The following is a 23111-nucleotide window of genomic DNA, read 5'->3' as shown; positions in this document are numbered from 1 at the left end:
CTAGGCTTCTCGTGGTGTGTCCTTTCTGTAAATACAGTTGTCTTCCTTAGAGGGAAAAAGTACTTGCTTCTTATGAAGAAAAGAGTAATAATAGATACTAAAATTAACTGAAAATATTAAACTTAGGGGATGTATGGATGAAGGTTGTAAAGTTTGGTGGGAGTTCTCTTTCATCGGGAGAACAATTGGAAAAAGTACTTAAAATTGTATTATCAGATTCAGCTAGGAAAATTGTTGTAGTATCTGCTCCTGGTAAGCGTTACTCAGACGACATTAAAGTTACGGATTTATTAATTAGTTTGGCTCAGTGCCACTTAACTGGAGAGAATGCAGATGAGCTATTTCAGACCGTGGTGGAGAGGTACAAAGGTATTGCTGAAGAGCTTCAGCTTTCAGATCAAATAATTGAAACAATTAAGGAAGATTTAGAAAACTTACTAAAAGCTGACAAAAGTAGACCAGATCGTTTTATTGATGCAATAAAAGCTAGTGGTGAGGATAATAATGCGAAATTAATTGCAGCTTATTTCCAACATCAAGGAGTGGATGCTCAATATGTTAATCCGAAAGATGCAGGGCTATTTGTAAGTGATGAACCAGGACATGCACAGGTTCTCCCAGAGTCATATGAACAATTATATAAATTGAGAGAACGTGACGGAATTCTCATCTTCCCAGGCTTTTTCGGTTATACAAAAGGTGGGGATGTGCTTACTTTTTCAAGAAGTGGATCTGATATTACGGGTTCCATTTTAGCAAATGGTATAAAGGCTGATTTATATGAAAACTTTACAGATGTCGACGCAGTCTACTCTGTCAATCCGAACATTGTTGAAAATCCTAGAGAGATTAAAGAATTAACCTACCGTGAAATGCGTGAACTATCTTATGCTGGTTTCTCTGTATTTCATGATGAAGCATTAATCCCTGCGTTTAGGGCAGGTATACCAGTAAATATTAAAAATACAAACAACCCATCCGCTCCTGGAACAAGAGTTGTTAATGAGCGGGAAAATTCAAATGGACCTGTGATTGGAATAGCTAGTGATAAAGGTTTTTGTAGTATTTATATTAGTAAATATTTAATGAATAGAGAAATTGGTTTTGGTAGAAAATTGCTTGAAATATTGGAGGATTACGGATTATCATATGAACATATTCCATCTGGAATTGACGATGTTACCTTAATTTTAAGACAGGGTCAAATTGATTCTGAAACAGAGAAACAAATTCTTTCTCAAATTAAACATGATTTAAATGCGGACGAAGTGAGAGTCGAGCATAATCTCTCTTTAATTATGGTGGTTGGGGAAGGAATGCGCCATAATGTTGGGACAACTGCTAGAGCAGCGAAGGCATTAGCTGATACCGGGGTCAATATTGAAATGATTAACCAAGGGTCTTCAGAAGTTAGTATGATGTTTGGAATTAAAGAAGTGGATGAAACAAGAGCAGTTCAAGCTCTTTATCATGAGTTTTTTGTCCCAGTGACGGTTTAATTTGACGATATATTGTTTATGATACGAAAAAAGGATAAAATAATTTATAGCCTTGTGTGTTGTTTTTTTGAGGGGAGAGGATAGACTTCACACACAAAAAGTATTCCTTAGATGAATCAATTGGTTATAAGTTGTTTCATGCTTCAAGATTAATGAACAGTAAGTTAAATCAAAATTTCCGCTTAAATAATTATACAATCTCATACGAACAATGGCAGGTTCTTAGTCGGCTTTATGAACAAGATGGACTAACCCAGTCTCAATTAGCAATAAAAATTGAAAGAGACCAGGGAAGTATTTCACGATTAATCGATAATATGCTTAAACAGGAATTAGTCACACGTCAATCGAATGAAAATGACAGACGAATTAATCATATTTACTTGACTGATTTAAGTAAGAACATACGTGAAGATCTGGAGAAATTAGCCTTAAAGACAATATCACAGGCAACACAAAACATGAGTAAAGAACAATTACAGACCTGTTTACAGATGCTTGATCAAATAAGAGATAATCTTGAATAGTAAAATGAAAGGTGAACATAAAACGGTTCACCTTTTTTTGTTCCAAAAAAATGTATTTTTTTTGCTTTTATATTGACAGATGATAATGAGAATTGCTATCATTTAAAAAGTGAAAGAGAAACTTGTTTAAACAAGTAATAAAAATGGATGCATTCATTTTTTATTTTTTGTTATTAAATGAGAATGATTATCTTTATCTTCACTTTGGTAATAAAAAGGAAGAGTCAATGATACTAGAATATTAAGTAATCTAGTAAGTTTTATTCATGACTTAATTTGAGTCTCATTAGCATGGAATTGCTGGTGATCTTCAATTGTTGTATTAAGAATAAATGAAGTTATGAGGGTTTTAGATGAAATTATGGATATTGGGAATTGCCGCTATCATTCTGTCTTTCATCTCGCTATTTATTGGAGCAATTAATATAACGCCAATGGATTTGCTAAATTGGGAATCAGATGAATCACACATCTTTCTAATTAGCCGTATCCCACGATTAATTGCGATTATACTAGCGGGAGCAGGAATGAGTATTGCAGGCTTAATTATGCAATCTTTAAGCCGAAATAAATTTGTTTCACCCACAACTGCGGGGACATTAGATGCAGCAAAACTAGGTATTTTAATATCAATGCTATTTTTTACGAATGTCACTTATACACAGCAAGTTATCTTTAGCTTTGCCTTTGCTTTAGCAGGAACATTCGTATTTATGCAGATATTGGATCGCATCAAATTTAAGGATGTTATTTTCGTTCCCTTAATTGGAATTATGTATGGGAATATTTTATCCTCTATTACAACTTTCCTAGGATATGAAGCTGATCTTCTTCAAAATCTCTCTTCTTGGCTGATGGGAAGCTTTACTTTAGTTATCGCAGGCCGTTATGAACTTTTATACGTTAGTATTCCAGCTTTAATTTTAGCGTATATATATGCTAATAAGTTTACAGTTGCGGGAATGGGTGAAGAGTTTGCTAGAAATCTAGGGTTAAGTTATAAGGTAGTACTAAATATTGGTCTTATACTTGTGGCCATTATCTCGACAACGGTTGTCTTAACGGTTGGTGTTATTCCATTTTTAGGTCTCATTGTACCAAATATTGTTTCTCTTTATTTAGGAGATAATTTACGTAAAACGATACCACATACTGCTTTGTTAGGGGTTGTCTTTTTACTAATTTGTGACATTATAGGTAGAATCATTATTCATCCTTATGAGATTCCAGTAAATGTAACAGTGGCAGTGATAGGCAGTGCGATCTTCTTAACGATGCTACTTAGGGGGAGAGCATATGCGTAATAGTACAAAATTGATATTACTAGCAGCTATTGCGATCGTTTGTATTTTATTTTATGGGTTTTATGATATAAAGGGCGGCTTTGATTATGCCTTTCCAAGGCGCATGCTCAGAGTGTCTGCAATGATCGTAACAGGAATTGCAATTGCTTATTCTACGGTTGTGTTCCAGACGATTACACATAACCGAATCTTAACACCATCTGTTATGGGACTTGATTCTATGTATCAAGTTGTACAAACATTAATCTACTTCTTTGCGGGATCTGTCTCAGTTTGGGTGTTAAATAAATACTTGAATTTTGGTGCAGCAATTCTAGCAATGGTTGTCTTTGCACTTGTTTTATATCGATTTTTGTTCAGAGCAGATAAGCATCCGATTTATTTTCTATTATTAATTGGAATGATAATTGGAACACTTTTAGGGAGCTTTGTTACATTCCTACAAGTATTGATTGATCCAGTTGAGTATTTAGCCCTTCAAAGTCGTTTGTTTGCAACATTTACAAACGTAAAGGTAGAATTATTGTTTATTTCCCTAGGTATTCTATTATTTGCATTCCTTTATGGTTTCAAAATTATGAATAAGCTGGATGTAATGTCACTTGGACGAGAAAATGCGATAAACCTTGGTATTAACTATGATGGCATGGTTATGAGGATCTTAATTTTATCGTCGGTTTTAATTGCAACATCTACAGCGCTTGTTGGACCTATCACATTTTTTGGATTAATTGTTGCAAATCTATCGTATCAATATCTAGTCACTTATAAACACTCTATCCACATACTAGGAGCGAGTTTAATTAGTGTCATTGCACTTGTCGGAGGTCAGTTCCTTGTCGAGCATATCTTTGAATTACGTACGACATTAAGTGTCATTATTAACTTTATCGGTGGTATTTACTTTATTTATCTATTACTTAAAGAAAGTAGGGCAGCAGGATGATCGAAATCAAAGGATTAACAAAGCATTTTGGGAAAAAGCCTGTTGTAGAGGATGTTACTGTAACAATCGAGTCTGGAACGATTACGTCGTTTATAGGGCCGAATGGGGCAGGAAAGTCAACACTTCTTTCTATGGTGAGCCGATTATTAGAAGCTGATACAGGGGAAGTATTAATTGATCAAAATAATGTGAAAAAATGGAAGTCGTCTGACTTTGCTAAGAGGGTTTCCATTCTGAAACAAGCAAACTACCTTAATGTGCGGTTAACCGTACGTGAGCTAGTTGCATTTGGTCGCTATCCATATTCAAAGGGTCGTTTAACAGCAGAAGATGAAAAGTTTGTTGATCAATCCATTGAATATATGAATCTAGAAGAAATGCAAGATAAGTTTTTAGATGAATTATCAGGTGGACAAAAACAAAGGGCATTTATTGCAATGGTTATTGCTCAGGACACTGATTATGTGTTACTTGATGAGCCTTTGAATAACCTGGATATGAAACATTCTGTTCAAATTATGAAAATTTTACGTAAATTAGTAGATGAACTAGGGAAAACAGTTGTCATTGTTTTGCATGACATTAACTTTGCTTCTGTTTATTCTGATCGAATTGTTGCTTTGAAAAATGGAAGGCTTATGAAGAACGGGCCGACCCATGAGATCATTAATACTGATGCTCTACGTGAAATTTATGATATGGATATTCCAATACAAGAACAAAATGGATGCCGGATTTGTGTTTATTTTAATTCGCATACATAAGGAAAAGCGGAAGGTGCTCGTTCATCGGCTTAGACCTAAGAGCCGATAGCGCCTGGAGCTAGACATTACCTGAGCATAACTTACGTTAATGAGTGCCATTCGCATCGGTCCACCTGCTTTCCGCGGGGCGGTCCGATGCGTGGCTATAATTGTGAATATTCATTTTTTTGGAAAAATATATAAAAATATGATAAAAAGCTATTGACTTATTATTATTTATAAATGATAATGATAATCGTTATCAACTGTATTGATCATCAACAAAAATAAAATACATAGTAAAAGGGAGAGTAAGAAAATGAAAAAAACTTATTTATTTATTGCTTTGCTAGCGGCAATGGTACTATTTTTAGCTGCATGCGGATCAAGCGAAGAAGCTACAACATCCACTGAAGAATCAACTGGAACATCTACAACTGAAGGCACTAATACAGATGCTGAATCTGAAGGTGATGGTCCTGTTTATCCAATGACTGTATCTCCAACTGTTGCTTCATCTGAAAGTAGAGACGGTAGTGAATCATATAGTTTTGAAGATGTAACATTTGATAAAATGCCAGAAAAAATTGCTGTATTCGATTATGGTTTCTTAGATACATTAGATGCACTTGGTGTTGAAGGAATTGTTGGGGTTGCAAAAGGTACTACAATGCCAGCTAACCTTGAAAAGTATAATGGTGATGAATACGGAAGTCTTGGTAGTTTAAAAGAGCCTTTACTTGAAGATATTGCTGAAATGGCTCCAGATGTCATCTTTATCTCAGGCCGTCAATCAGCATTCTATGAAGAACTTAAAGAAATTGCTCCTGTAGTATTCGTGGGTACTTCAGAAACTGACTACTGGAACACATTCTTAGCTTCTGTAGATTTAGCAGCAAAAATGTTTGGTAAAGAAGCTGAAGCTGAAGAGTTCAAAGGAAAGTTTGACTCAGCTTTAGAAGAAGTGAAAGCATTAGCTGGAAACTATGAGACTTCATTAGTAACAATGTATAACGAAGGAAACTTAGCAGGTTTTGCAACAAACTCTCGTTTTGGTTATATCTATGACATATATGGATTCAAGCCAGTAACAGATGATATCGAAGCTTCTTCACACGGTTCTAACTTCGGTTTTGAAGCACTTTTAGAATTCAATCCACAAGTATTATTTGTAATCGACCGTACAGCAGCTATTGGAGAAAAATCTAATATTGATGCTGATATGGAAAATGAAATTGTTAAGAAAACTGAAGCTTTCCAAAACGAAAGAATCGTTTATTTAGATGGTGCATTATGGTATTTAAGTGGTGGCGGTTTACAATCTGAACTTGCAAAAATTGAAGAAATACTAGCAGAATTAAAATAAAATTAATAGTTTGATATGGGCTGTCTAGTGAGGGCGTGAAAACGTCCCTCCTGCCAGTCCTTTTTTTATATTTAAAGAGAGTAAAAAATTGATAGTTGTTTGTACGTACATTTTATATTAAGATGAGAGTGTGTTCTAATTTATACGTATAAGATAATTGCATATATAACTTGGATGAGATGTTGAAAACGTCCTAATACATTAGCATAGATAATATAAGAGGGTGTAAACGATTGGCAACTAAATATAATAAAGTTAAACAAGCAATAAAATCAAGCATACTTGATGGTACGTTTCAGCCTCATCAAAAAATTAACTCTGAAAGTGAACTAATGAAACAGTTTGATGTTAGTCGTCACACTGTTAGGCTAGCAATAGGTGATTTAGTAACACAAGGATGGTTATACCGGAAACAAGGTGCTGGTACGTTTTGTTCTGAAAAGACGGATGAAACGATACAGCAAGTTGGATTGAACCAAAAAAACATTGCAATTGTAGCAACATATATTTCAGATTATATATTCCCTTCAATAATAAGGGGTGCGGAGTCATATTTAAGCAAACAGGGATATCATGTTAGTTTGTTCAGTACAAATAATGATCATGAAATCGAAAAAAAAGTATTAGAGAAAATCTTGACACAACAGTATGATGGAGTAATTGTCGAACCAACTAAAAGTGCGGTGCATAACCCAAATATAAATTATTATTTAAATTTAGAGCGATTAAATATCCCTTATATAATGATCAATGCTTACTATGATGAGTTGGAACCGTTAAGTATAGTTGTTGATGATGAAAAAGGTGGATATTTGCAGACGGAACACTTAATTGAATTAGGTCATACCAATATTGTTGGTATCTTCAAATCAGACGATATTCAAGGTTCAAAGCGCATGAAGGGGTATGTAAAGGCACATAGGCACCATCAAGTTGCTATTAAGCCGAACAACATCATCACCTATGATTCAAAGGAAAAGGCAACTAAGCCTGTTAATGATTTATATAATATTCTAACAAATAGTATTGAAGTACCGACAGCAATCGTTTGTTATAATGATGAATTAGCTATCAAATTGCTTGATGTTTTAAGGGAAAAGAATTTACAAGTACCTGAAGATATCTCAGTTGTAGGTTATGATGATTCATTCTTAGCAAATGTTTCTGAGGTAAAGTTAACAACGGTTGATCATCCCAAAAGTGATATGGGGATTAAGGCAGCTGAGGTTATACTTGAATTAATTCATCAACAGCAAGGTGAGAGGCAGAATAAAAGAGACAAGGTAACATCTGTGGTGTTTGATCCGAAACTTGTCATTCGTAGTTCAACACAATCTGTTAGTAATAAAATAGTAAACCAGGAGCTACTTTTTGAGTAATTTGATTAACGAGATCAGTAATTTATTTACTGATCTTTTATTTTGTACTTATACGTACAGTTGCGTTTTGATGAGCAACAGGTTGTAAGGCTATCCTGATTTTTTTTAGTGAGTAATTTGTCTAATTATGTAAATAGATTGAATAATAATTTTGGTTTGTTTAATAATAACAATATTAAGTATATCGAGATAGTAATTTTTAGGTAACGATGTATATTAAATTGTACATTAATCCATATATATCAAGGGGGGAGGACATTACCGTATAGACCTAATTTAAAATTATGATATACTTTGAATAATTTGTCCGTACAAGGTTAATTTATTTGTTAAATAGTTAATGAAAATGCATTGACATGTACGAACGAGTGTATTATATTTAAAAAGAAGAAAGCGATTTCATCTAAAGGAGGAATTTTACTAGATAACTATACAATTATAAATCTATAAATATTGTATAATGTAGTATTTTTTCTAAAGCGATTTAAAACTAAAAATGATTCGGGGGCGAATAATTTGTTTAAAAGTAAAAAATTATTAATACTACTCTCAATTTTGTTAGCTGGAATACTAGTACTTAGTGGTTGTGGCGGTGGAGATGACTCAGCCGGTGAAACTAAAGATGGAAAGAAAAAATTAACATTTATGTTCCGAGGTGGAACTGAAGAACAAAAAGCATATGAATCAGTTGTAAAACAATTCGAAGCTGATAATCCAGATGTTAAGGTTGATATGATTGTTACAGCACCAGATCAATACTCAACAAAATTAAAAGCTGCGATTACTGGTAAAAGCTTACCAGACGTATTCTACTATGCTCCAGGTGAATTAAGAGCGTTTGTAAACAGTGGCGTTCTTCTAGACATTACTGAATATGTAGAAGCTACAGATTTCGTTAATTTAGACAACATGTTTGACTTTGGTGTTGATAGCTATCGTTATGATGGTGAACTTGTAGGTCAAGGTTCTATTTACGGATTACCAAAAGACGTTGGACCTTTCTCATTCGGATATAATAAGACAATGTTTGAAGAAGCAGGAATCCCTCTTCCAGATCCAGACAAGCCTTATACATGGGAAGAGTTCGTTGCTGTAAACCAACAATTACAAAAAGATACTGATGGTGATGGTAAGGTTGACCAATTTGGTACAGGGTTAAATGTTAACTGGGCATTATATCCATTTGTATGGAGCAATGGAGCAGACTTCTTAGATGAAACTAAAACAAAAGTAACAGTTGATGATCCTAAATTTGCTGAAGCGTTACAATTCTTCGCTGATATGCAAAATAAATATGAAATCACACCTTCTATTGAAGAAGCACAAACATTAGATACGTACCAACGTTGGATGAAAGGTGAATTAGCGTTCTTCCCTGTTGCACCTTGGGATTTAGCAACGTTTGATACAGAGCTTGATTTTGATTATGACGTAATTCCATACCCAGCAGGGGATACTGGAGTATCTGCAGCATGGATTGGAAGTTTAGGGATTGGTGTAGGAGCATCTACAAAGCATCCTGAACTAGCAGCAGAATTAGTAACTTATTTAACTGCTTCACCAGATGTTATGGACAAGTTAGTTGAACACAGAATTCAAATTCCAACACTTATCGATAAAGCTGAAGCATGGGCTGCAGATGATACTTTAAGACCAGAAAACAAAGAAGAGTTCTTACAAATTGTACAAGAATATGGACGTGCATTACCAGCTAACTACACTTACAATGCAGAATGGCTTGATTATTTCTTCGCGAATGTTCAACCAGTTCTTGATGGTAAGAAAACAGCTGCAGAATATGTAAAAGAAGTTCAACCATTAATGCAAGATTATTTAGATAAAGCAATTGAATTAGAAGCACAATCAAAATAATAAAGTAAATAACGAGATGATGTTAGTTCTAATTCCTTGAGAGCTAGAGCTAACATCATCTTAATAGTTACTTTAGAATTATATCTTCTATTAATCCTTTATCCTTTGTTCTTCTATAATAATATATTTTTCAACTACAATTGAATATGTACTTATAATATAACTATACACTAGTTAAACATGATCGTTAATGTAGCTTTCAAAATGCTAAATTTCAATATTTCTATATTGAGGGGTGAATGAACACAATGACTAAAAAACAAAATCCTAACCAGGCAGAAAAACCTGTAGTAACTATACAAAAATCTCAACTTTATAAGCATGAACGAAGAGCTGGATACCTATTTGTTGCAGCACCAATAATAGGTTTGTTACTGTTTACTCTATATCCTGTTCTATTCGCAATCTATTCTTCTTTAACTAGTTGGAATGGTATTAGTGATATGAAATTCATTGGTTTATCAAACTATGTGGACCTATTTTCTGACACTTATTTCCGAAAATCACTGTTCAATACAATATATATGATGTTAGGGATTCCTTTAGGTTTGGTCTTAGCTTTATTATTAGCAATGGCACTAAATAGAGGTATACCTGGTACAACAGCTTTCCGAGTAATTTATTATGTTCCAGTAATTTCTTCTCTTGCAGCAATCTCAATCCTTTGGCAATGGGCATATAACGGTGACTATGGACTTGTTAACCAATTTTTAGGGATATTTGGAATTGAGGGTCCAAACTGGCTTGCTAATACAGGAACAGTAAAACCTGCATTAATCATCATGGCTGTCTGGAAGGGTCTAGGGTTCTCGATGTTACTGTATCTTGCAGCCATACAAAGTGTTCCTAAAACCTATTATGAAGCGGCTGAACTAGATGGTGCAAACGGATTTCAAAGATTTATCAACATTACATGGCCAATGGTAAAGCCAGTAACATTCTTCATGGTCGTTACAGGAATCATAGGTGGGGCTCAAATGTTTACAGAAATCAATATTATGACACCAACTGGTGGACCAGAATATAGTTCTGCAACAGTTGTATTCTACATTTGGCAAAAGGCATTCAATAACTTACAAATGGGATATGCAGCAGCAACATCAATTGTCCTTGGATTAATGATCTTTACCGTTACATTAATTCAATTTAAAATGAACGATAAATCAACCTTTGAAATTGATTGATTAATAATAAAAGAGTCTTTTGTATAAGGGAACGATTCCATTAAAAGACTTACATTCTAACAGTGCTAATTGAGGGAGTGTGAAAAAATAGTATGAATCACAAAAAAAGAACATCATTAACAAATTGGTTTATTTTTCTTATCTTAGCAATAGGTGCAGTATTTATGATTGCTCCATTATTATGGATGTTCTCAACTTCGTTAAAAGACAAAGCAGGAGTATTTGCATTACCTCCTGAGTGGATTCCACAAACAATTCAATGGGTAAAATATCAGGAAATATGGACAACAGGACCATTATTAAGTGGTATTAAGAACAGTATCATCATTTCACTTTCGGTTACAATTATAGGAACGTTTACTTCTAGTTTAGCAGCATTTGCTTTTGCTAAATTAAAATTTCCAAAGAAGAATGTTTTATTCTTACTATTACTTTCAGCAATGATGATTCCATATCCGACGGTTATGATTCCACAGTTTATGATGTTTTCTGAATTAGGATGGATCGATACGCTACTACCATTAATTGTACCTGCAGTATTTGGTAACGTTGTGATGATCTTCTTCTTAAGACAATATTTAACAAGTATTCCGACTTCGATTGTTGAGGCTGGTAAAATTGATGGGGCTTCATTCTTTGGGATTTTTAGATCTATTATTTTTCCGTTAATTAAACCTGCAGTGGCTGCACAGCTTATCCTTTGGTTTATGGGAATTTGGAATGACTATTTAGCACCAATTATTTATTTGAATTCACCAGAGATGCAGACGATTCAACTTGTAATTGCTAACTTTAATGCACAATATGCAATTCAAAGTGATTATCCACTTATCATGGCAGCATCTATGGTTGCGTTATTACCGATGTTAATCGTATTCCTTATCTTCCAAAAACAAATTATCGAATCTGTTGCGATTTCAGGTGTAAAAGGCTAAAGTTAATAGCGTAATTAAAGTTGGACTGGTGCCCGAGGATTATGGGCACCAGAGGTTGTAAAGTATGGGGGCATTCTTTATGCACCATGCTACATAGGAAAGAAGTAAAAGGAGTTAATACAATGAATGGGTCATGGTCTTCCGCAATAATGTTATATCTCGATCGAATAGTGAAATTCGTCACATTAAACCTACTTTGGATTATTTTTACGATTGTAGGGTTAGGAGTGTTCGGGATCATGCCAGCAACTGCTGCTGTCTATTCAATATATCGAAAGTGGCTCAATAACGAAGAGGTTCCATCATTGTATAAATCCTTTTGGAAATTCTATAAAGAAAGTTTTATATCAAGTAATATAATTGGTCTTTTAATCTTTATTATTGGATTGATCTTATATCTTGATTATTTCTTTTTAATTCAACAGCAATCTATGATCGTGACTATTGCATTAGTGATCCTAACTGTGATTGCATTTGTTTATATGGTGTTGCTACTGAATATATTTCCAATTTATGTACACTTTAAAATGAAACCATTTAATTATATTAAATATGCGGTAGTCTTCGGATTAGTAAATCCTTTTAGAACATTATTAATGGCCTTTTGGGTTGGTGTGATGATTATTCTAACACTAAGGTTTTCAATATTTCTTCCACTTGCTACGGTTTCGGGAATATGTGGTGGAATCAGTTTAATCGCAAACAATAAACTCAAAAAGCCTGACCTCACAGATAAGTAGGAAGGATGATTATTAGTATGGCAAATGAAATAACTAAAGCAAAAATGGTCATTGATAAAGAGTTTAAAATTTCTGAGATTGATCCTCGCATCTATGGGTCATTTATTGAACACCTTGGTCGTGCTGTATATGGAGGGTTATATGAGCCAGGTCATGCAACAGCTGACGAGCTTGGATTTAGACAAGATGTGATTCAAATGGTTAAAGAATTACAGGTACCAATTATACGTTATCCAGGTGGTAACATGGTTTCTGCATACAATTGGGAAGACGGTGTAGGACCAAAGGAAGATCGTCCGCGCAGACTGGAATTGGCTTGGAGAGTAATTGAAACAAACCAGGTGGGAACAAATGAATTTGTTGATTGGTCTAAAAAGGTTAACTCAGAAGTAATGATGGCAGTTAATCTAGGGACTCGTGGAATTGATGCAGCTAGAAATTTGCTAGAATACTGTAATCATCCTGGTGGAACTTACTGGAGTGATCTTCGTAAACAGCATGGATATGAAGCACCGCATAAAATCAAAACTTGGTGCCTTGGTAATGAAATGGATGGTCCTTGGCAAGTAGGAATGAAAACGCCAACAGAATATGGACGACTAGCTGCAGAGACTGGAAAAGCAATGAAACTTGTGGATCCAACAATTGAACTAGTTAGTTGTGGAAGTTCGAATTCAGCTATGCCAACATTCCCTGAATGGGAAGCTACGTCTCTAGATCATACGTATGAGGTTGCTGATTTTGTATCATTGCACCAATATTATGGCAATCGTGATAATGATACAGCAAACTTTATTGCTAATTCATTAGATATGGAAAACTTTATTAAGACGGTTATTGCAACTTGTGATTATATTAAGGCTAAGAAACGCAGTAAGAAAACAATGAATCTTAGCTTTGATGAGTGGAATGTATGGTTCCATTCGAATGAAGCAGATTCAAAGTTAGAGCCTTGGTCTATAGCACCACCTCAATTAGAAGATGTTTATACATTTGAGGATGCGATTTTAGTAGGTAGCATGTTGAATACGATGCTAAGACACTCAGATCGTGTAAAGATTGCGTGTATGGCTCAGTTAGTAAACGTTATTGCACCAATCATGACCGAAACAGGTGGAGGTATTTGGAAGCAGTCTATTTTCTATCCATATTACTATACATCTGTATATGGAAGAGGTATTGCTCTAAATCCAGTAGTAAGCTCGCCAAAATATGATAGTAAAGATTTCACAGACGTACCATACTTGGATACATCTATCGTATATAATGAAGAAAAAGAAGAGTTAGTTATTTTTGCAACAAACCGTCATTTAGAAAATATCTTACATGTTGATGTGGATATCCGCTCATTTGAAGGGTTTAAGATTGTTGAACATGTTGTATTAGAAAACAATGACCCAAAAGCAAGTAATTCAATTCGTGAAGAAAAAGTTAAGCCACATACAAATGGACAATCATATACAGAAGATGGTCTGCTTGTAGGCATATTACCTAAGTTATCATGGAATATGATTCGTTTGAAAAAAAGTAATTAAGTAAAACAGCACCACTAAAAGAAGTGTAGTTTCTAACTAATCCTACTAATCTCTTAGGGGTGCTTTTTCAAAAGAGAGGATGATGAGTATATGAAAATTCAAGGTGTAAGAGAAGTAAATGTAACAACAGAAGTAGGTACTCAGCCTGTTTTACCAAAAAAGGTAGATGTTGAATTAGAACAAGGAATTGTCGCTGATTTTGATGTAGTATGGGAAGAGGTTAATGCTGATTTACTTGAAAAAGATGGAAGCTTTACAGTAAGTGGAGAGATTGTACATAAAGAATACAAGAGTCCACTAATTGAACAAAGAGCTGACCCATACATGTATAAACATTCTGATGGCTATTACTATTTCACTGGTTCCTATCCTGAATATGATCGTATTGTCTTAAGACGATCAAAAACGATTGAAGGGTTAACAGATGCTCCTGAGACTGTGCTTTGGGAAAAGTATGACAGTGGGATTATGTCAAAGCACATCTGGGCACCGGAACTACACTTCATCGATGGAAAATGGTATATCCATTTCGCAGCTGGAGAGGAAGAAGATGTTTGGGCAATTCGTCCATATGTTCTTGAATGTGATGAAGAAAATCCATTAACAGGTAAATGGGTTGAAAAGGGTCAAGTGAATACAAACTTCCAAAGTTTTTCATTGGATGCAACAACTTTTGAGCATAATGGGAAGAGATTTCTAGTATGGGCTCAAAAAGTAGAAAATGAAACCATTTCAAACCTTTATATTGCTGAAATGAGCAATCCATGGACAATTATAGGAGAGCAAGTTTTATTAGCTACTCCAGAGTATCAATGGGAGAGAGAAGACTTCAATGTAAACGAAGGACCTGCCATGATTAGAAGAAATGGCAAAGTATTTATTGCATTTTCAGCTAGTGCAACAGACGATCGTTATGCAATGGGCCTCCTTTCTGCTCCTGAAGATAGCGATTTATTGGATCCATCATCATGGACGAAAAACCCAGAACCTGTCCTTGTTTCAAGCGAAGAAACAAGTGAGTATGGACCAGGCCATAACAGCTTTACAGTTGCTGAAGATGGAGAAACTGATTTACTTGTTTATCATGCTAGACCATATAAAGAAATCGTAGGAAATCCATTGTATGACCATAACCGTCATGCAAGAGTACAAAGAATGTTCTGGAAACCAGATGGGACACCATACTTTGGAGAACCAGGCTATAAATTAGACTTTTCGAATGTTAAAGCTACTGCAACAGTGACAGTTAAGTAAATATTGAGTGAGAAGACATCCATTTTTGGATGTCTTCTTTTTTTTGGCTCTTTAAATGGCTCCAAGGGTATTACCAGTAATACGCCTTAGGTCTTACTGAAAAATATAACTGAGGATCATTATACTCAAAAAGAATTAAAGATAGAATTAAGACATGAAATGAAAGGAGGAAATAAGGATGAAAAAGTTTGGTTTATTACTAGTTGGGATGATTGCAGCAATTGTCATGCTATCCCATGTAGGTCCAGCAATTGGAATGTTGATCGGTTTAGTAATTTTGTATTACTCGTTTAAAGGATTTATGAAATCAGAGTCTACCGGAAAAAAAGTTTTATGGGGGATAGTCGGATTCTTCGCACTTGGTATGACAATATCAAATGCACCAGCCTTAATCGGTGTGGTTGCAGCATTCGTGCTTTTCTTAGTGTATAAGAATTGGAATAAGAAACAAGAAAATGTGAAAGAGGAAAATGATCCTTTTATCAATTTCGAAAAAGAATGGGCACAGTTAAAAAAGAATTTTTAATTTAAATTAAAGGAGAGATAATTATCATGGGTTTATTTAACCGTATTAAAAACACAATTGCAGCAGATCTTCACGAGGTACTTGATGAAAAAGAAAAAAAGAATCCAATCTCATCACTTAACCAATATCTTCGTCAATGTGAATTAGAGGTTGAAAAGGTACGAAAGCTAGTCGAGCGTCAATACCGTCTGAAAGATGAATTTACTAAAGAATTTGATGAATCAAAGCACCTAGCAGAAAAAAGAAAACAACAAGCTGAAATTGCTACAAGAGCGGGTGAAGAAGAATTATACCAATTTGCATATAAAGAGCAGCTTCAATATGAGGAGAGAGCAGAAAGATTAAAGGTGACTCTGACAGAAGCTACAAAGCATTTAGTAGAACTTGAAACAAGATACGAAGAAATGAAGCATAAATTAAAGGATATGCAATTGAAGCGAATGGAATTGATGGGCCGTGAAAACATAGCTCGTGCAAACTATCGTATGAGTCAAGTTTTTGAATCCGAAAAAGGTCATATGAATCAATCATCTCTTAGTTTCAATGAAATGGAACGCTATCTTGATCGCCTTGAAGAACAAGTGAATTCGTCTTATTATAGAAGCACAATTGACGCTAGAATTGCACACCTAGAAAAAGAGATGAAAAAAGAAGAATCTAATACTCTTTTATAATTGAAAATGGTATGCTAAAGGCATAGGGAACTATGCCTTTTTATTACATTTTAAGCATATAATCAGAAGGGGGGATAGCCCCATGTTGCCATTTAAAAACGACGATTTTCGAAGCTGGATTGCGATGCTTGCTATCGTAATTATAATAATTGAAGTAACCTTTTTTAATAACGGTGTTATGTTTTCTGCTCTCATATCTTGCTTATGTATTTACTTTGGGATCAATAAATATCACCGAACAATAGGTAAGGTGGTATTTTGGTTTGGTTTGGTTACTATTGCAGTTACTATACTAAGTAGTAATGCCTTTAAATTTCTTCTACTAACAATCATTCTCTACTGTGCTTATCAATATTTTAAAAGTAGAAAAAACCCAAATCAAATTGAGCCTGTATTGGATTCTTCTATATTGGAAAATGAACCTTTATTAAGGAAGCAGCCATTGTTTTCTAATAAGCTGTTTGGACAAATCGAAACACCTGATCATGTATATGAATGGAACGATATTACACTTCAATTAGGAATCGGAGATACGGTCATCGACTTAAGTAACACGGTTCTTCCAGACGGGGAATCTGTTATCGTGATACGGAATTTTGCAGGGAATATAAAAATAAAGGTTCCGTATGAATTAGAAGTGATGATCAATCATTCTGCACTCATCGGTACAACTTCAGTCTTTCAACATCAGGAACCAAGAGCCTATAATCAAGTAATAACATACCAAACTGTAGACTATCTGACAGCTACACAGAAAATCAAGATTGTTACCTCGATGTTCTACGGGGACCTTGAGGTGAAGAGAGTATGAGTATTCTTCAACGTCAAATCTTAATGTCTGTCGCACTGTCAATTCTACTATTGTTATTATCATCTATTGGCATTTTTCTAGCATTCCCATTAGAAAAATGGTCACTATTATGGCACCAGAACATACTTGATGTACCTTTTATTATTATTCTACCAAGTATAACAATCGTGATAGGTATTGTGTTTGGTTTTTCCATTGGAATTAGTAGAAGAAATCAACTAAGGGCTATTTCTAATCGTCTTCAACAAGTAGCAGAAGGTAATAAAGGAGAAATTCTGTCGATTGGAACCGACTTAGAAGAAGAGCTAATTATAAAGAAAATTAATAAGTTAAAGTCAACAATGATCGAACAAGTGAGAATGTCTCAAAAACTGGCAACAGAAAAGGCTGAAGATCAAGAAAAGAGAATTCAGGAACTAATTTCCCAAGAAAGAAATCGTTTGGCAAGAGAGCTGCATGATTCAGTGAGCCAACAATTGTTTGCTGCATCAATGTTGATGTCTGCGATTACTGAAACTAGAGGAAGCGATGAAAGTGCTGAAGGAAAACAACTCAAGATGGTTGAAAATATGATTCATCAATCACAACTAGAAATGCGGGCTTTATTATTACATCTTCGTCCAGTTGCATTAAAGGGAAAAACCCTTCAAGAAGGTATCGAAGAGCTTTTGTTTGAGCTAACTCAAAAAGTTACATTGGAAATAACTTGGAAAATTGAAGAAATGACATTAGATAAAGGAATTGAGGATCATTTATTTCGTATTCTTCAGGAATCTGTTTCAAATACACTTAGACATGCAAAATGTACAAAGCTTGAGATTTTACTTATCCTAAGAGATGATTTTGTGATTTTAAGAATTGTTGATAATGGTGTTGGATTTGAAATGAATCCTGATTCTTCTACACCAGGATCATATGGAATGCAGAATATGCAGGACAGGGCAACAGAAATTGGTGGAACGTTGAAAATTGTCAGTATTAAAAACAGTGGAACAAAGCTCGAAGTAAAAGTGCCGATGATGGGGTGAAGACGGAAATGATTAAAGTGTTGTTTGTAGATGATCATGAAATGGTTCGAATAGGGGTATCGTCTTATTTAGCTGCCCAACCAGATATTGAAGTGGTGGGTGAAGCTGCAGATGGGAAAGTGGGAGTAGAGCTTGCATTAAGCTTGCGACCTGATGTTATTTTAATGGACTTAGTGATGGCTGAAATGGATGGTATAGAAGCGACAAGACAAATTATTGCACAATGGCCAGAAGCCAAGGTTGTCATTGTGACCAGCTTTCTTGATGATGAAAAGGTTTATCCTGCACTTGAGGCTGGAGCAACTAGTTATATGTTAAAGACATCTAAGGCAAGTGAAATTGCGAATGCAGTTCGTTCAACTTACGAAGGTCAAACCGTACTAGAACCTGAAGTAACAGGAAAAATGATGATGAAGATGCGCAAAAAGGAATCCCCACTCCATGACCAATTAACCAATAGGGAATTAGAAGTATTATTACTAATGACTAAGGGGAAGACGAATCAAGACATTAGTGATGAATTATATATATCCTTAAAAACAGTAAAGGTGCATGTAAGTAATATCCTTTCAAAACTCGAAGTGAATGATCGAACACAAGCAGTCATTTATGCGTTTAAGCACTCATTAGTACATTAATTTTACTTATAGTCAGATAAGCAGACTAATTCGCAAAAAGCGTGTTGGTCTTTTTGTTAGGCTGTTTTCTTAAAGTGTATTGTTTTATACATAAAAACATTGAGGGGTGGTAGTTCCAAGCAGGATGAATACACGTAGACTCCTGCGGGAAAAGTGGCCAAAGTGAGACCCCACAGGAGCTTTAGCGACGAGGAGGCTCACTGGTCACCCGCCGGACGCGGAGTGTATTCATCCTGCGGCTTTATAGGCAAAAAATCATATAAAAACAGTCTGTTGTTATGAACGAATCTTCCTTAAAAAATGTCAAACTATTTAAAAATAACAAAAAAAGGAGTATGATAATAAATAAACAAATTCAAGATTTTAGTAAAGCGAAGAGAATAAACTTATATATAAATACAACCTGCATATCAACAGGTAGACCGTTTGGGGGACTTGTATGTTAAAAGTACTGTCGTTTTTAAAGTCATATCGAATACCAGTTAGTATAGCACTGTTCTTGATGTTAGTTGAACTTGCTGTTGAACTTCTACAACCATTATTCATGGCCAAAATCATTGATGATGGGATTGTGAAAGGTGATATTCCCGTTATTATTAAATGGGGATTAATAATGGTTGGAATGTCACTTCTCGCCTTCATTTCAGGAATTGTTAACTCGTTTTATGCTGCACATGTTAGCCAAAGCTTTGGTTTGGATATAAGGAAAGCCTTATTTGACAAGGTACAATCTTTTTCCTTTAGTAAATTTAATCTTTTCCCCACATCCTCACTAATCACAAGGATGACAAATGATGTAGTACAGGTACAAAACACAGTATTTATGAGCTTGAGAATTATGCTACGTGCTCCATTATTAATCATTGGTGGAGTAGTAATGGCACTTATAGTTAACTTTAAATTATCATTAATTTTCCTGATTGTTATTCCCCTTCTATTCCTGTTCTTATATGGGGTAATGAACAAAGGAGATGTGTTGTTCAAGTCTGTACAAGAAAGACTTGATCGTGTAAATAGTGTGATGCAAGAAAATCTATCGGGAATCCGATTAATTAAAGCGTTTTTACGAAGAAAATATGAAGTTAAGCGTTTTACAAAAACAAATAAAGAATTAAAGGATAAAACAGTTTCAGCCCTAAGACTGATGGAAGTGACAATGCCGATTCTCTTATTGGTGATGAACTTAGGCATATTAGCCGTATTATGGTTTGGTAGTTCTCTTGTTAATGTGGGGGATGCCAAGGTTGGCGAAGTTGTTGCAATTATAAACTATGCAACTAGAATTACTGGTGCCTTTTCTATCTTTTCATTTATCATCATGGCCTTTTCTAGAGCTAAAGCATCATCTGGGCGAATCGAAGAGGTGTTAGTTGTCGATAGTGATGTGATTGAGAATGAACAGGATCAACAAATTCTAGAAAATCAAAAGGATCAGTTATCAATAAAAGGTAAAATTGAATTTAAACAAGTTTCCTTTACATACCCAGGAACAGATTCATTGGTGCTTGAAGATCTGACTTTTACTGTAGAACCTGGTCAAACAGTTGCAATATTAGGTGCAACAGGCTCTGGGAAGTCATCCCTATTCCAATTAATACCAAGATTATATGATGTTGAAGCCGGGGCTGTTTATATTGATGGGCAAGATGTTCGAACAATGAAATCAGTATCACTAAGAAATCAAATTGGTTATGTTCCTCAAGAAGCTCTGTTATTTACAGGTTCAGTCAAAGGGAATATTGCCTGGGGGAAAGAGGATGCAACACTTGAAGAGATGATAGAAGCTGCAGAAGATGCTCAAATTCATGAAACGCTTATGAATCTACCGAAGGGATATGAAACAATCATTGGGCAAAAAGGTGTGAACCTTTCTGGTGGACAAAAGCAAAGATTGTCAATTGCTCGAGCGCTTGTTCGCAAACCGAAAATATTGTTATTAGACGATAGTACAAGTGCTCTTGATTTGAAAACAGAATCCAAACTATTGACTGCATTGAAGCGTTATACATGTACTACACTTATCATTACTCAAAAAATTAGTACAGCATTAGAGGCTGATATGATTCTATTAATTGAAGAAGGAAAGCTTATTGCGAAAGGGGATCATGAATACTTATTAAAAGAATCCTCCTTATATCAACAGATTTACCAATCGCAAAACCGAGAGGAGGCTATCTAATGTTAAAACAACTTATAACGCCTTTTCAGTATAAAAAGATTGCCGTTAATCCTGATATTGAGCATAAACAGGGATCAGAACTACCAAAGTCTAAACGGAAGGCAAAGAATTGGGCAGGTACAATTAAGCGTATTTGGTCTTATTTAGCGGAGAATAAGGTTTTACTATTTCTTGTATTACTTATGGTTTTCATTAGTTCAGCATTAGGCTTACTTGGTCCTTTTTTAGTAGGAATGGCTATAGATGACTATATCGTTGATCAGGATAATAGTGGATTATTTACGTTAGGAATAGGCCTTATTATCATATACATCTTCCACTCCTTATCGACCTGGCTTCAAGCATATTGGATGATTGGGATTGCCCAAAATACTGTTTTTAATATGAGAACACAGTTATTTAAACATTTACATAAGCTACCTATTCCTTTTTTTGATAAAAGGCAGCATGGGGAACTTATGAGTAGAATTACGAATGATATTGAGAATGTAAGCTCAACCTTAAACAGCTCAGTCATTCAAATTTTTTCAAGCATTCTAACCTTAGTAGGTACGCTCTCTGTGATGCTTTGGCTTAGTCCGTTGCTCACATTCTTAACGATGGTGATTGTACCTACCATGTTCTATGGTCTAAGATGGATTACTAGTCGAACAGGGGTGTTTTTTAAAGAGCAGCAAAAAAGCATCGGTGAGTTAAATGGCTTTATTGAAGAAACGGTATCAGGACAACGAATCGTAAAGACATTCTCACAAGAATATAGAGTGAAAAGAGAGTTTGGTGAGAGGAGCGAAAAGTTAAGAGTTGCAGGTTATTGGGCACAGGCATATTCAGGATTTATCCCTAAACTTATGAATATGCTTAATAATCTGAGCTTTGCTGTGATTGCAGCTATCGGAGGAATACTTGCCATAAATGGTTTCATCTCGATTGGAGTTATTGTTATTTTTGCGGAGTATTCAAGACAATTTACGAGACCGTTAAATGACCTCGCTAACCAATTTAATACATTATTATCTGCAGTTGCAGGAGCAGAGCGTGTTTTTGAGGTAATTGACGAAAAAGAAGAAGCGTCAGATGAGAAAGAAGCGAAAAGTTTTCTAATTCAAGATGGAGAAGTTGAATTTAAGGAAGTTTCATTTTCATATGAAAAAGAAGGAAATACAGTTACAGATGTTAGTTTTTCGGTATCACCTGGTGAAACAGTTGCACTAGTAGGACCGACGGGAGCTGGTAAAACGACCATTATTAACTTATTATCCCGATTTTATGAGGTGAATACAGGTAAGATTATGATTGATGGTCATGACATAAAAGAGATTAAAAGAGAAAGCTTAAGAGCGAATATGGGTTTTGTGTTACAAGATTCATATCTTTTTCGAGGAACGATTAGAGAAAATATTCGATATGGCCGTTTAGATGCAACAGACAAAGAAATTGAGGAGTCAGCTAAACTAGCGAATGCTCATTCTTTTATCATGAAGCTACCAAATAAATATGATACGGTTCTTACTCAAGATGGGAATGGAATTAGCCAAGGGCAAAAGCAATTACTATCCATCGCACGAGCAATTCTTTCAAATCCCACTTTGTTAGTATTGGATGAAGCAACTAGTAGTATTGATACCATTACTGAACTGAAAATCCAAGAAGCCCTGCAACGATTGATGGAAGGAAGAACAAGCTTTGTTATTGCACATCGATTGAATACAATTCAAACAGCCGACCAAATCCTTGTCTTAAAAGAAGGACGATTGATTGAGAGCGGGACTCATAAATCCTTATTAAAAGCGGGTGGTTTTTATGCAAATCTGTATGAAAACCAGTTAACTGAAGAAATGGCGTAGAAAAAAAGGTGGTGCCTGGCACCACCTTTTTCTCCGCTTTTCTTATTGTCTAGCTCCAGGCGCCATCGGCTCGGGGTCATAAGCCAATCCGACTAGAAGGTTAAAAAGCAACCTTCAAGCCGGCTCG

20 protein-coding genes are annotated in these 23111 nt (G+C 35.1%); all 20 read left to right on the top strand.

From position 1 onward, the window contains the following. Window positions 1-137: 137 nt before the first annotated feature. The 20 genes from BLQ56_RS15215 to BLQ56_RS15120 all read left to right on the top strand — a co-directional run bounded on the left by BLQ56_RS15215 (window position 138) and on the right by BLQ56_RS15120 (window position 22984). Window positions 138-1499 (top strand): aspartate kinase, encoded by a 1362-nt coding sequence (locus tag BLQ56_RS15215; protein ID WP_090856118.1) that lies wholly within the window; start codon window positions 138-140, stop codon window positions 1497-1499. 131 nt (window positions 1500-1630) lie between these two features. Further along, window positions 1631-2026, top strand: coding sequence for a MarR family winged helix-turn-helix transcriptional regulator (locus BLQ56_RS15210; RefSeq protein WP_238457281.1), 396 nt, complete (start codon window positions 1631-1633; stop codon window positions 2024-2026). Between the two features lie 353 nt (window positions 2027-2379). Beyond that, window positions 2380-3330: an ABC transporter permease gene (locus BLQ56_RS15205; RefSeq protein WP_090856116.1), complete on the top strand. Its 951-nt coding sequence runs from the start codon at window positions 2380-2382 to the stop codon at window positions 3328-3330. Further along, on the top strand, window positions 3323-4276 hold the full coding sequence (locus tag BLQ56_RS15200; protein ID WP_090856114.1) for an iron chelate uptake ABC transporter family permease subunit: 954 nt from the start codon (window positions 3323-3325) through the stop codon (window positions 4274-4276). Before BLQ56_RS15205 ends, BLQ56_RS15200 begins: the two co-directional genes overlap by 8 nt. Next, on the top strand, window positions 4273-5040 hold the full coding sequence (locus BLQ56_RS15195; RefSeq protein WP_090856112.1) for an iron ABC transporter ATP-binding protein: 768 nt from the start codon (window positions 4273-4275) through the stop codon (window positions 5038-5040). Before BLQ56_RS15200 ends, BLQ56_RS15195 begins: the two co-directional genes overlap by 4 nt. 298 nt (window positions 5041-5338) lie before the next feature. Continuing rightward, window positions 5339-6385: a siderophore ABC transporter substrate-binding protein gene (locus BLQ56_RS15190; RefSeq protein WP_090856110.1), complete on the top strand. Its 1047-nt coding sequence runs from the start codon at window positions 5339-5341 to the stop codon at window positions 6383-6385. A gap of 233 nt (window positions 6386-6618) precedes the next feature. After that, window positions 6619-7764, top strand: coding sequence for a GntR family transcriptional regulator (locus tag BLQ56_RS15185; protein WP_090856106.1), 1146 nt, complete (start codon window positions 6619-6621; stop codon window positions 7762-7764). Between the two features lie 516 nt (window positions 7765-8280). Continuing rightward, complete coding sequence (locus BLQ56_RS15180; protein WP_090856103.1) at window positions 8281-9636, top strand: ABC transporter substrate-binding protein; 1356 nt, start codon at window positions 8281-8283, stop codon at window positions 9634-9636. Window positions 9637-9884: 248 nt separating this feature from the next. Continuing rightward, on the top strand, window positions 9885-10820 hold the full coding sequence (locus tag BLQ56_RS15175) for a carbohydrate ABC transporter permease (protein WP_090856100.1): 936 nt from the start codon (window positions 9885-9887) through the stop codon (window positions 10818-10820). A 92-nt stretch (window positions 10821-10912) separates the two neighbouring features. Then, a complete protein-coding gene (locus BLQ56_RS15170; RefSeq protein WP_090856097.1) occupies window positions 10913-11755 on the top strand; it encodes a carbohydrate ABC transporter permease in 843 nt (280 codons plus the stop codon). A gap of 122 nt (window positions 11756-11877) precedes the next feature. After that, window positions 11878-12495, top strand: coding sequence for a YesL family protein (locus BLQ56_RS15165; protein ID WP_175490325.1), 618 nt, complete (start codon window positions 11878-11880; stop codon window positions 12493-12495). Window positions 12496-12512: 17 nt separating this feature from the next. Next, window positions 12513-14030 (top strand): arabinosylfuranosidase ArfA, encoded by a 1518-nt coding sequence (arfA, locus tag BLQ56_RS15160; RefSeq protein ID WP_090856092.1) that lies wholly within the window; start codon window positions 12513-12515, stop codon window positions 14028-14030. 90 nt (window positions 14031-14120) lie between these two features. After that, window positions 14121-15284 carry a family 43 glycosylhydrolase gene (locus tag BLQ56_RS15155; RefSeq protein ID WP_090856088.1) on the top strand — a complete coding sequence of 388 codons (1164 nt, stop codon included), beginning with the start codon at window positions 14121-14123 and terminating at the stop codon, window positions 15282-15284. Window positions 15285-15462: 178 nt separating this feature from the next. Next, on the top strand, window positions 15463-15810 hold the full coding sequence (locus BLQ56_RS15150; RefSeq protein ID WP_090856085.1) for a lmo0954 family membrane protein: 348 nt from the start codon (window positions 15463-15465) through the stop codon (window positions 15808-15810). Window positions 15811-15833: 23 nt separating this feature from the next. Then, window positions 15834-16484 carry a PspA/IM30 family protein gene (locus tag BLQ56_RS15145; RefSeq protein ID WP_386756437.1) on the top strand — a complete coding sequence of 217 codons (651 nt, stop codon included), beginning with the start codon at window positions 15834-15836 and terminating at the stop codon, window positions 16482-16484. Between the two features lie 82 nt (window positions 16485-16566). After that, window positions 16567-17295 carry a cell wall-active antibiotics response protein LiaF gene (liaF, locus tag BLQ56_RS15140; protein WP_090856079.1) on the top strand — a complete coding sequence of 243 codons (729 nt, stop codon included), beginning with the start codon at window positions 16567-16569 and terminating at the stop codon, window positions 17293-17295. Then, complete coding sequence (locus BLQ56_RS15135; protein WP_090856076.1) at window positions 17292-18323, top strand: sensor histidine kinase; 1032 nt, start codon at window positions 17292-17294, stop codon at window positions 18321-18323. The genes liaF and BLQ56_RS15135 overlap by 4 nt, the downstream gene beginning before the upstream one ends. Window positions 18324-18331: 8 nt before the next feature. Beyond that, window positions 18332-18961 (top strand): response regulator transcription factor, encoded by a 630-nt coding sequence (locus tag BLQ56_RS15130; protein ID WP_090856073.1) that lies wholly within the window; start codon window positions 18332-18334, stop codon window positions 18959-18961. Window positions 18962-19400: 439 nt separating this feature from the next. After that, the gene (locus BLQ56_RS15125; protein ID WP_090856070.1) at window positions 19401-21140 is read left to right on the top strand and encodes an ABC transporter ATP-binding protein; all 1740 of its coding nucleotides are present in this window, start codon (window positions 19401-19403) and stop codon (window positions 21138-21140) included. Beyond that, window positions 21140-22984, top strand: coding sequence for an ABC transporter ATP-binding protein (locus tag BLQ56_RS15120; protein WP_090856067.1), 1845 nt, complete (start codon window positions 21140-21142; stop codon window positions 22982-22984). Before BLQ56_RS15125 ends, BLQ56_RS15120 begins: the two co-directional genes overlap by 1 nt. Window positions 22985-23111: the final 127 nt, after the last annotated feature.

Source organism: Litchfieldia salsa (assembly GCF_900104555.1).
Taxonomy (GTDB): domain Bacteria; phylum Bacillota; class Bacilli; order Bacillales; family Bacillaceae_L; genus Litchfieldia; species Litchfieldia salsa.
This window is presented reverse-complemented; position numbering and strand designations above follow the sequence as displayed.

Excerpts from the sequence above, each read along its gene's own strand:
- BLQ56_RS15215 (WP_090856118.1), top strand. The coding sequence starts at position 138 with ATGAAGGTTGTAAAGTTTGGTGGGAGTTCTCTTTCATCGGGAGAACAA.
- BLQ56_RS15205 (WP_090856116.1), top strand. The coding sequence starts at position 2,380 with ATGAAATTATGGATATTGGGAATTGCCGCTATCATTCTGTCTTTCATC.
- BLQ56_RS15200 (WP_090856114.1), top strand. The coding sequence starts at position 3,323 with ATGCGTAATAGTACAAAATTGATATTACTAGCAGCTATTGCGATCGTT.
- BLQ56_RS15195 (WP_090856112.1), top strand. The coding sequence starts at position 4,273 with ATGATCGAAATCAAAGGATTAACAAAGCATTTTGGGAAAAAGCCTGTT.
- BLQ56_RS15190 (WP_090856110.1), top strand. The coding sequence starts at position 5,339 with ATGAAAAAAACTTATTTATTTATTGCTTTGCTAGCGGCAATGGTACTA.
- BLQ56_RS15175 (WP_090856100.1), top strand. The coding sequence starts at position 9,885 with ATGACTAAAAAACAAAATCCTAACCAGGCAGAAAAACCTGTAGTAACT.
- BLQ56_RS15170 (WP_090856097.1), top strand. The coding sequence starts at position 10,913 with ATGAATCACAAAAAAAGAACATCATTAACAAATTGGTTTATTTTTCTT.
- BLQ56_RS15165 (WP_175490325.1), top strand. The coding sequence starts at position 11,878 with ATGAATGGGTCATGGTCTTCCGCAATAATGTTATATCTCGATCGAATA.
- arfA (WP_090856092.1), top strand. The coding sequence starts at position 12,513 with ATGGCAAATGAAATAACTAAAGCAAAAATGGTCATTGATAAAGAGTTT.
- BLQ56_RS15155 (WP_090856088.1), top strand. The coding sequence starts at position 14,121 with ATGAAAATTCAAGGTGTAAGAGAAGTAAATGTAACAACAGAAGTAGGT.
- BLQ56_RS15150 (WP_090856085.1), top strand. The coding sequence starts at position 15,463 with ATGAAAAAGTTTGGTTTATTACTAGTTGGGATGATTGCAGCAATTGTC.
- liaF (WP_090856079.1), top strand. The coding sequence starts at position 16,567 with ATGTTGCCATTTAAAAACGACGATTTTCGAAGCTGGATTGCGATGCTT.
- BLQ56_RS15135 (WP_090856076.1), top strand. The coding sequence starts at position 17,292 with ATGAGTATTCTTCAACGTCAAATCTTAATGTCTGTCGCACTGTCAATT.
- BLQ56_RS15130 (WP_090856073.1), top strand. The coding sequence starts at position 18,332 with ATGATTAAAGTGTTGTTTGTAGATGATCATGAAATGGTTCGAATAGGG.
- BLQ56_RS15125 (WP_090856070.1), top strand. The coding sequence starts at position 19,401 with ATGTTAAAAGTACTGTCGTTTTTAAAGTCATATCGAATACCAGTTAGT.
- BLQ56_RS15120 (WP_090856067.1), top strand. The coding sequence starts at position 21,140 with ATGTTAAAACAACTTATAACGCCTTTTCAGTATAAAAAGATTGCCGTT.